The organism is Pseudomonas chlororaphis (assembly GCF_001921865.1).
Classification (GTDB): domain Bacteria; phylum Pseudomonadota; class Gammaproteobacteria; order Pseudomonadales; family Pseudomonadaceae; genus Aquipseudomonas; species Aquipseudomonas chlororaphis_D.
Genome location: NZ_MSCT01000011.1, coordinates 125644 through 131987, shown reverse-complemented (window position 1 = coordinate 131987; position 6344 = coordinate 125644). Strand labels below are relative to the sequence as shown.

The following is a 6344-nucleotide window of genomic DNA, read 5'->3' as shown; positions in this document are numbered from 1 at the left end:
GCGGCCATCGAGTTTGTCCTGTGCCTGCGCGAGCTGGGTTGCCGGGTGGCGGTCGACGACTTCGGCGCGGGCCTGGGAACCCTGGAGTTCATCCGCCGCACCCGCCCGGACATGGTCAAGATCGACCAGGGTTACCTGCAACGCGCGCGCGGCGAACCCAATAGCGCGCAGACCCTGAAACACCTGGTGCAGCTGTGCAAGACCCTGGCGCCCTGCGTGATCATCGAAGGCATCGAGAGCGAGGCCGACCGTGCCCTGGCCACGGCCTGCGGCGGCGAGTGGGGGCAGGGCTACCTGTTCGGCCGGCCGCGGCTTGACCGGCTGGGCGTGCAGTGCCGGTTGCGTGGCGTCGTGACGAAGGGGGTGGCAGTGGACTGAGTCGCTTAGCGACCCAGTGCGTCCTATTGAAGGGGCTGTGGCGACGCCGAGAGATTTATTTTTCGTTGGCGAGGGCTTTGTCGTACCAACCCTTGAAGGTCTTGTCCTTGAGGTTCGTATTGCCCTCCAGAGCCTTGAGCTGCGTAGCAATCCGAGGGTTGGGCGACCAACCGCCGTTGGCGCTGCCGAGCACGACCAGTGCGCCGAGCATGCCTTGATAATCGTCGAGGTTACCGGCCATGTAGCGGGCGATCAGCGGCCCGACAAAGGTTTTGTCGGCTTCGAACAGGGTCTTGAGCCGTTCTCGGGCGGCCCTGCGTGCCGAGCCGCGCAGGTCGCTCAATATGCCGCTGATTTCGTTCGTGCGAGCGGCCTCGTACGTATTCGTCATTGCGGTCTGCGGCAAGTCGCACTGCTCGGAGAGCAGCTTTTGCAGCGACTGGGCGCGATCCGGGGTGGCCATGGCGATTAGTGCCTGCAGATGAGTAGGGCGCGTACAGGCGTCCTCATGCTGCAAGCGCTCGATCACGGACTTGGCAATGTCTCGGTCTTTGGATTCGTTCTTTTCGACGACGGCGCGTTCATAGGCCGCGATAGTGGCTTTCTCTTGTTGGTCCAGTCGCGTTTTCTCGTTGGCCGTGGTCACCATCAGGCCGATGCCGAAGATCGTCAGCGGGGTCAGCGCATTGAAAAAAAGCTTGGTGATTTCCAGCGAGTTCCAAGGCGATGACATAAGGCCTCCTGGCGCGGCCGCAAGATTGTTCTCGGAACAGCGTAGCCAAGGTCGAACGTTGTTCCACCGGTTTCCGGAGAAACCGGCGGTGCCCAGTGCCGCCGCGCTCGTCAGCCCAGGGTTTCGCGCAAGCGATGCCACAACATGCCCAGCGCCAGCAGCGGCGCGCGAAGGGCCCGGCCGCCGGGGAAGGTCATGTGCGGCACTGCGCTGAATACGTCGAGGCCCTGGCTGTGGCCGGCGCCGATGGCCTCGGCCAGCAGCTTCGCGGTCCAGTGGGTGACGTTGACCCCATGCCCGGAATAACCCTGGGCGTAGTAGACGTTGGGGTAGTGGCGCAGCCGTCCGACCTGGGGGAAGCGGTTGGCGGTGATGCCGATCTTGCCGCCCCACTGGTAGTCGATGCGCACGTCGGCCAGTTGCGGGAACACCTTGAGCATCTTCGGCCGCATATAGGCGCCGATGTCCGCCGGGTCGCGCCCGGAATAGTGGCAGGCGCCGCCGAACAGCAGGCGCCGGTCCGCCGAGAGCCGGTAGTAGTCGAGGCCGACCTTCTGGTCGCACAGCGCCAGGTTCAGCGGGATCAGCTCGGCGGCCAGGGCCGGCGCCAGGGGCTCGGTGGCGATGATGTAGCTGCCCGCCGGCAGCACCTTGCCCGAGAGCCGCGGCTCCAGGTCGTCGAGGTGAGCGTTGCAGGCCAGCACCAGGCGCCCGGCGCGCACCGTGCCGCCCGCGCACCGCACCTGAACGCTGTCGCCGTGGATCAGCTCCAGCACCGGGCTCTGCTCGAAGATCCGCACCCCCAGCGAGGCCGCCAGGGCGGCCTCGCCGAGCACCAGGTTGAGCGGGTGCAGGTGCCCGGAACCCATGTCCAGCAGGCCCCCGGCATACGCCGGGGACGCCACCACCTGGGCCATGTCCTGGGGGGCGATCAGGCGGGTTTCGTGGACGTAGCCCAAGGTCGCCAGATGGGCTTGCTCGGCCTTGAACGCGGCGAACTGCGCCGGGGTGTTGGCCAGCTCGCAGAAGCCCCAGCGCAGGTCGCAGTCGATGCCGTGTTCGCGCACCCGCTGGCCGACCAGCGCCACCGAGTCGATGCCGGCCTGTTCCAGGTAACGCACGCCCTCGGCGCCGACGTAGCGGGCAAAGCCGCTGACATCGTGGCCAATGCCGCGGATCAGTTGCCCGCCGTTGCGTCCGCTGGCGCCCCAGCCGATGCGCCGGGCCTCCAGCAGGATCACCGAGAGGCCGCGCTGGGCCAGTTCGATGGCCGTGTTGACCCCGGTAAAACCGCCGCCGATCACGCAGACGTCGGTGGTCAGGTCCGCCTCCAGCGCCGGGTAGTCCGGCAGCGTGTTGGCCGAGGCGGCGTAGTAGGAGCGGGCGTGTTGTGTGTGGCTGTGCTGGTTCATTTGTTGGACTTCACTTTGCTCCAGGAGCGGGTCATCAGGCGCATGGTCTGCGGGCTCTGGGTACTGGAAATGTACAGCTTGTCGAGCACCGCCTGGGGCGGATAGACCTCGGGGTTGTTCACCAGCTCAGGGTCCATGTACTGCTGCGAGGCCGGGTTGGGGTTGGCGTAGCCGACATAGGCGCTGACCTTGGCGATCACCTGCGGGTCGAGCAGGTAATTGATGAAGGCGTGGGCCTCCTTGGCGTTGCTGGCGTCCGCCGGAATCGCCAGCAGGTCGAACCACAGGTTGCTGCCTTCCTTGGGAATCGAATAGGCGATCTTCACCCCGTTCTTGGCTTCCCTGGCGCGGTTGGCGGCCTGGAACACGTCGCCGGAGTAACCGAAGGCCAGGCAGATATTGCCGTTGGCCAGGTCCGAGACGTACTTGGAGGAATGGAAATAGGTGATGTACGGACGGATCGCCAGCAGCGTGGCTTCGGCTTTCTTGTAGTCCTCGGGGTTCTCGCTGTTCGGGTCCAGGCCCAGGTAGTTGAGCACCGCGGGGAACACTTCGTCCGGCGAGTCCATCATCGACACGCCGCACTGGCTGAGCTTCTTCAGGTTTTCCGGCTCGAAGAAGATCGCCCAGGAGTCGATATGGTCGACGCCCAGTACCTGCTTGACCTTGTCGACGTTGTAGCCGATGCCGTTGGTGCCCCACAGGTAAGGCACCGAATACTGGTTGCCCGGGTCGTTGCGCTCCAGCAGGGTCAACAGTTTCGGGTCGAGGTTCTGCCAGTTGGGCAACTGTGCGCGGTCCAGCTTGAGAAAGGCCCCGGCCTTGACCTGGCGCGCGAGGAAGTGGTTGGACGGCACCACCACGTCATAGCCGGTGCGCCCGGCCAGCAGCTTGCCTTCCAGGGTCTCGTTGGAGTCGAAGACGTCGTAGACCACCTTGGTCCCGGTCTTGGCCTGGAAGTCGGCGAGGGTGGTCTCGCCGATGTAGTCGGTCCAGTTGTACACGCTGACGCTCGATCCGGCCTGGGCCGCGGCGCTGCACAGCACCGTCAGGGCCAGCGGAACCATCGATTTCCATAGACGCATAGCGATACCCCTTGCTTGGTTTTTATTGGTTTCTCAAAGGCGCATGGCGCGCCATGCTCTTGCGACCCGCGACCCGCGACCCGCGACCCGCGACCCGCGACCCGCGACCCGCGACCTGCGCGGTCCTGTAGCCGCTGCCAAGCACCAGCGCGGCTGCGTACGGCGGCGCAGCCGCCGCAAACCCGGCAACCACGTGGTATCAGGCACACCGCATGCGCTGGTCTGGCGATGGCTGCGCCATCGTACGCAGCCGCGCTGGCGCTTGGCAGCGGCTACAGAGGCAACCATCTCAGACGCTGAGCAACAGGAACTCGCGTTCCCAGGAGCTGATCACGCGCTTGAAGTTCTCGTGCTCGGCGCGCTTGACCGCGACGTAGCCGCGCACGAACTTGCTGCCCAGGTAGCGGCCGATGGTTTCGCACTCTTCCATGCGGCTCAGGGCGTCTTCGATGGTGATCGGCAGGCGCAGGTTGCGCCGCTCGTAGGCCCGGCCCTCGACCGCGGCGCTCGGCTCGATGCCTTCGACCATGCCCAGGTAGCCGCACAACAGGCTGGCGGCAATGGCCAGGTAAGGGTTGGCGTCGGCGCCGGGCAGGCGGTTTTCCACGCGCATGGCTTCCGGGCCGGAGGTCGGCACGCGCAGGCCGACGGTGCGGTTCTCTTCGCCCCACTCGACGTTGACCGGCGCCGAGGTGTCGGGCAGGAAGCGGCGGAACGAATTGACGTTGGGCGCGAACATCGGCAACACCATGGGGATGTACTTCTGCAGGCCGCCGATATGGTGGCGGAACAGCTCGCTCATCTGCCCGTCGGCATCGGCGAAGATCGGCTTGCCGGTGGCGCTGTCGACCACGCTCTGGTGCAGGTGCATGGCGCTGCCGGGTTCGTCGGCTACCGGCTTGGCCATGAAGGTGGCGGTGACGTTGTGCTTGAGCGCGGCTTCGCGCAGGGTGCGCTTGAACACGGTGATCTGGTCGGCGAGGTCGAGGGCGTCGCCGTGGCGGAAGTTGATTTCCATCTGCGCCGGGCCGTCTTCGTGGATCAGTGTGTCGAGGTCCAGGCCCTGGGCTTCGCACCAGTCGTAGACGTCCTCGAACAGCGGGTCGAATTCGTTGGCGGCGTCGATGGAAAACGACTGGCGCCCGCTTTCGGCGCGGCCGGAGCGGCCCAGCGGGGCCTTGAGCGGCAGGTCCGGGTCTTCGCAGCGCTGGGTCAGGTAGAACTCCATTTCCGGCGCGACGATCGGCTGCCAACCCTTGTCGGCGTACAGCTGCAGGACTTTCTTCAGCACGTTGCGCGGCGACAGTTCGATAGGGTTGCCGAGTTTGTCGAAGGTGTCGTGGATGACGATGGCGGTCGGCTCCAGGGCCCAGGGCACGAGGTAGATGCCTGTGGCATCGGGGCGGCAGACCATGTCGATGTCGGCCGGGTCCAGCAGGTCGTAGTAGATATCGTCGTCGACGAAGTCCCCGGTTACCGTTTGCAGCAGCACACTTTCCGGCAGGCGCATGCCTCGCTCATGCAGGAACTTGTTGGTGGGCGCTATCTTGCCGCGGGCGATGCCAGTCAGGTCGCTGACCACGCATTCCACTTCGGTAATCTGGTGTTCTTTCAGCCACGCGGACAGCTGATCGAAAGGGGCATTCATAAAGACCTCGACAATGATTATTGGAAACGCGCGCGGCCGCTTCGCCGACCTGCAAGGCTTCCCCTGCGGCGCGTTGACGACTATCTTGGGCAAGCCTTGCGGCAGCATCTATCCACTTTAAGCAGCACCAAAGTGCACCAAAAGAGTGCGCAAAGGTCATCTCATGACAGCGTCGACAGCTCTTCAGGTCCAGGCCTTCAACACCTTCGATGTGGCCGATCAGATCCGTGCCACCCCGGGTTGGGTGCAGCATTACCAGCAGATGTCGCCCGGGCATTTCGCCGGCCAGGTGCGTTACCTCGACCTGCAGGGTGTGCAGATCTACGAGGAATGCATGAACACCCGGGTCGAGCAGAATTTCAGCGCGCCCGAGGACTCCCTGGCGTTCTGTTTCGACCGCAGCGACAACGCCCTGTACCTGCTCAACGGCGAGAGCCGCAATATCTGGATCACCCCGGAGAACTACCGCGAAGTCGCCGTGGTGTTCGGCCCGCAGTTCGTCCAGCGCCACGGCCTCGATGCGCAGCGCCTCGACGGGTTGTTCCTGGCGCCGCTCACCTGCGGGCAGAACGCCTTGTTCAGCGGCTGGCTCAGCAGCACCCTGACGCAACTGTCACAGACCCTCGATCCGCCGAGCCGCGAAGCCCTGACCCAGCAATTGCTCGAAGACTGCCTGTTCATCCTCGACCAGGCCTGCGTGCGCCTGGACAGCGGCGGCCTGCGCCGGCGCGCCGAGGAGCGGGCGATCATGCAGCGGATCTCGGAGTGGGCGGCGCAATGGACCGCGGACGGCCCCGAAGACACGCCGAACCTGCTGGAGCTGTCGCAGGTCGCCGGGGTCTCCCTGCGCCAGTTGCAAGGCGCGTTCAAGACCTTCGTCGGCATGGCCCCGACCCAGTGGCTGCGCCTGCGCCGGCTCAACAGCGCGCACCGCGAACTGCTCAGCCGCGGCCCCGACGAAACCACCGTGGCCGAGGTGGCGATGCGCTGGTCGTTCTGGCACCTGGGGCGGTTTTCCAGCAGTTACCGAGCGTTGTTCAAGGAGCTGCCGAGCGAGACGCTCAAGCGCGGGCAGCGCTGAGCGTCCT

The 6344-nt window shown here is 65.4% G+C and carries 6 protein-coding genes; 2 read left to right on the top strand and 4 right to left on the bottom strand.

Features of this window, described 5'->3' with window-relative positions; all coding sequences use genetic code 11:
- Nucleotides 1-378, top strand: a 378-nt coding sequence (locus BTN82_RS15490; RefSeq protein WP_148169559.1) for an EAL domain-containing protein, incomplete at its 5' end; no start/stop codon positions are given.
- Nucleotides 379-433: 55 nt separating this feature from the next.
- Here BTN82_RS15490 and BTN82_RS15485 read toward each other — a convergent pair.
- From BTN82_RS15485 to BTN82_RS15470, 4 genes are all read right to left on the bottom strand, one after another.
- Nucleotides 434-1111, bottom strand: coding sequence for a hypothetical protein (locus BTN82_RS15485; protein ID WP_075120002.1), 678 nt, complete (start codon nucleotides 1109-1111; stop codon nucleotides 434-436).
- 110 nt (nucleotides 1112-1221) lie between these two features.
- The gene (locus tag BTN82_RS15480) at nucleotides 1222-2523 is read right to left on the bottom strand and encodes an NAD(P)/FAD-dependent oxidoreductase (RefSeq protein ID WP_075120001.1); all 1302 of its coding nucleotides are present in this window, start codon (nucleotides 2521-2523) and stop codon (nucleotides 1222-1224) included.
- Complete coding sequence (locus tag BTN82_RS15475) at nucleotides 2520-3608, bottom strand: polyamine ABC transporter substrate-binding protein (RefSeq protein WP_075120000.1); 1089 nt, start codon at nucleotides 3606-3608, stop codon at nucleotides 2520-2522. Before BTN82_RS15475 ends, BTN82_RS15480 begins: the two co-directional genes overlap by 4 nt.
- A 289-nt stretch (nucleotides 3609-3897) precedes the next feature.
- Entirely contained in the window at nucleotides 3898-5256 is a 1359-nt protein-coding gene (locus tag BTN82_RS15470; protein WP_075119999.1) for a glutamine synthetase family protein, read from the bottom strand.
- Between the two features lie 163 nt (nucleotides 5257-5419).
- Between BTN82_RS15470 and BTN82_RS15465 the strand changes: the two genes are divergently transcribed.
- Nucleotides 5420-6337 carry a helix-turn-helix domain-containing protein gene (locus tag BTN82_RS15465; protein WP_075119998.1) on the top strand — a complete coding sequence of 306 codons (918 nt, stop codon included), beginning with the start codon at nucleotides 5420-5422 and terminating at the stop codon, nucleotides 6335-6337.
- Nucleotides 6338-6344 lie beyond the last annotated feature (7 nt).

Bases quoted from the DNA above. Each gene is read 5' to 3' on its own strand.
- BTN82_RS15470 (WP_075119999.1), bottom strand. From the start codon at position 5,256: ATGAATGCCCCTTTCGATCAGCTGTCCGCGTGGCTGAAAGAACACCAG.
- BTN82_RS15480 (WP_075120001.1), bottom strand. From the start codon at position 2,523: ATGAACCAGCACAGCCACACACAACACGCCCGCTCCTACTACGCCGCC.
- BTN82_RS15465 (WP_075119998.1), top strand. From the start codon at position 5,420: ATGACAGCGTCGACAGCTCTTCAGGTCCAGGCCTTCAACACCTTCGAT.
- BTN82_RS15485 (WP_075120002.1), bottom strand. From the start codon at position 1,111: ATGTCATCGCCTTGGAACTCGCTGGAAATCACCAAGCTTTTTTTCAAT.
- BTN82_RS15475 (WP_075120000.1), bottom strand. From the start codon at position 3,608: ATGCGTCTATGGAAATCGATGGTTCCGCTGGCCCTGACGGTGCTGTGC.